This is a genomic window from Paraburkholderia sp. (assembly GCF_035656215.1).
GTDB lineage: Bacteria > Pseudomonadota > Gammaproteobacteria > Burkholderiales > Burkholderiaceae > Paraburkholderia.
This window is the reverse complement of record NZ_DASRSY010000156.1, coordinates 1-2141: the sequence shown is the minus strand read 5'-3', so window position 1 is coordinate 2141 and position 2141 is coordinate 1. Positions and strand designations below refer to the sequence as shown.

At 59.5% G+C, this 2141-nt stretch carries 4 protein-coding genes; all 4 read left to right on the top strand.

Translation table 11 applies throughout. The features are described from left to right. Positions 1–589 (top strand): hypothetical protein (locus VFE81_RS09070; protein ID WP_325044271.1); only part of this gene is annotated, 589 nt, incomplete at its 5' end. Next, positions 565–1119 (top strand): hypothetical protein, encoded by a 555-nt coding sequence (locus tag VFE81_RS09065; protein WP_325044270.1) that lies wholly within the window; start codon positions 565–567, stop codon positions 1117–1119. The genes VFE81_RS09070 and VFE81_RS09065, both read left to right, overlap by 25 nt. Further along, entirely contained in the window at positions 1116–1739 is a 624-nt protein-coding gene (locus VFE81_RS09060; protein ID WP_325044269.1) for a phage baseplate assembly protein V, read from the top strand. The genes VFE81_RS09065 and VFE81_RS09060 overlap by 4 nt, the downstream gene beginning before the upstream one ends. A gap of 51 nt (positions 1740–1790) precedes the next feature. Beyond that, positions 1791–2129, top strand: coding sequence for a GPW/gp25 family protein (locus VFE81_RS09055; RefSeq protein ID WP_325044268.1), 339 nt, complete (start codon positions 1791–1793; stop codon positions 2127–2129). The last annotated feature ends 12 nt before the right edge of the window (positions 2130–2141 follow it).

The following is a 2141-nucleotide window of genomic DNA, read 5'->3' as shown; positions in this document are numbered from 1 at the left end:
GCATTTTTGCAGGTGTCGCGAGACACGGACGCAAGCTGACATGTTGGAAATCGGCGTAAACGCCAGCGGCCTGCAGCACCTAATTCTTGACCTGAATGCGACCGATGAACAAGCACGCAAGGCGCTGAATTCGACCATGCGACGCATGGCTGCCTGGGTGAAAACGCGATCACTGCGAGGTCTATCCGACAAGCTGAAAATTCAGCAGAAAATATTGCGCACCCGCGTCCGCACGTTCCGATTCCAGGGCGGATTAAGTGACGCGGCGCACTACGGCGCCATGAAAGTTTGGTATGGCCTAAACGGCGTGCCGTGGTCGAAGCTTAAACCGCGTGCCACGAGTAACGGTGTCTACGCGGCAGGCGGACGTCATGACGCGCACGCATTCATCGCCAACCTGTACGGCCGCCCTCAGGTATTGAAGCGCGAAGGCGGCGCGCGTGTGCCGCTTGTTGTGGTCAAAGAAGACATACACGACGCGTCAGTAACGTACATCGAAGACTTCATCATTGTCGGCTTCGAATTCGAAAACCAGTTTATGAAGACATTCGAACGGGAGCTGAAATGGCGGACATCGACACCGCGCTAGATGTTGACCTGATGCACGCGCAAATCGTCGCGCAGATTCAGGCAGCGTTCCCGGCGTTCAGGACAGTTGAATTTTACCGCGACGAAGAAACCGAGACGATGCCGACGCCGGCAATCCTGCTGGAAATCAGCGAGGGCGAGCCAGAGCTAGGCGATGATGCTGGAACGGGCCAGTTGCCCGCATATCTGCGCTTCGAAGCACGCATCATCATGGGCATTCGCACGCCGGCTGTGAAATTAGCCGTCCGCAAAGCCGCGTTTGCGCTATCCGCGTGGCTGCATCTGCGAGCATGGGGCAATGGTGTCAAAGCCGCCCCGTGTCACGTCATCGCGTGCGGCTCCGACGAGTTCGACCCACGTCTCGACAAGTGGGCCGTGTGGCGTGTCGAGTGGCGCCAGTTTGTGATGCTTGGCGACAGCGCATGGTCGAACGATGGATCTGTGCCGGATGACTGGTTCAGCTTCGCACCTGACATCGGCCTAGGCCATGAGCCTGATTATCAACCTGCTGGCGTTGTGCTCCCGCTATGAGTGACCACGTTTTCGCCACGGGTGAGCATGGCCGCATGCTGTCAAACGTCGCCATGATCGGCGTGGTTGCACAGCTTGACGAAGCGAATGCGCGCGTGACGGTGTACGCCGACGATCTAACGACCGACTGGCTGCCGTGGCTCACGCGGCGCGCAGGCAGCGATTCGGATTGGTGGGCGCCAGAGCCAGGCGAGCAAGTCGTTGTGCTGTGTCCGTATGGCGATTCATCGCAGGGCGTCGTGATCGGCAGCATTTATCAGGACGCGTTCCCGCCGCCGGCAAATGTGCGCACCATCTGGCGCAAGAAGTTCGCCGATGGATCGACCGTGACCTATGACCGCCAGGCGCATGCACTGACGGTCGACGTCGGCAGTGGATCGGTCACGGTGAACTGCGCAACGGCCACGGTGAAGGCGACCGATACCGTCACGCTCGATGCGCCGCACACGCACTGCACTGGTGGCTTGACCGTCGACGGTGATACTTCGATGAAGGGCAACGCTGACGTGCAGGGCAACACAACCGTCAAAGCGATCACGTCAAACGGCGTGAATGTCAGCAACTCGCACAAGCACGGCAACGGCAACGGCGGCGGCCCAACGACCGCAGTTATCGGCTAAACGGAAATCCCCACCGAGGCCGCGCAAGGCGGCCTTGTCCATCATTCCGCAATGCTCGGGACGAATGCACAAACTGGCAACGCACTGAGCGGAATCGATCACTGCCGGCAGAGTGTGCGCGACATCCTGACGACGCCGAAGGGCAGCCGCGTGATGCGTCGGACGTATGGCAGTGATCTGTTCGCCATGGTGGATCGTCCGTTGAACGTATCCACGCGAATGGACTTGATCGCTGCAACCGCTGATGCGTTGTCGCTGTGGGAGCCGCGCCTACAGGCGACGAAAATCGACGTAACGCAGCCTTCGCCTGGGCAAATTTTGATCGACGTAACAGGCATCTATCTGCCGGACGGCGTACCCGTTCGCATTGACGGAATCGCGGTGAACTGATGGCCGGATCAT

What these genes read in the sequence shown, in the direction of transcription:
- VFE81_RS09065 (WP_325044270.1), top strand. Translation starts at nt 565, where the DNA reads ATGGCGGACATCGACACCGCGCTAGATGTTGACCTGATGCACGCGCAA.
- VFE81_RS09060 (WP_325044269.1), top strand. Translation starts at nt 1,116, where the DNA reads ATGAGTGACCACGTTTTCGCCACGGGTGAGCATGGCCGCATGCTGTCA.
- VFE81_RS09055 (WP_325044268.1), top strand. Translation starts at nt 1,791, where the DNA reads ATGCTCGGGACGAATGCACAAACTGGCAACGCACTGAGCGGAATCGAT.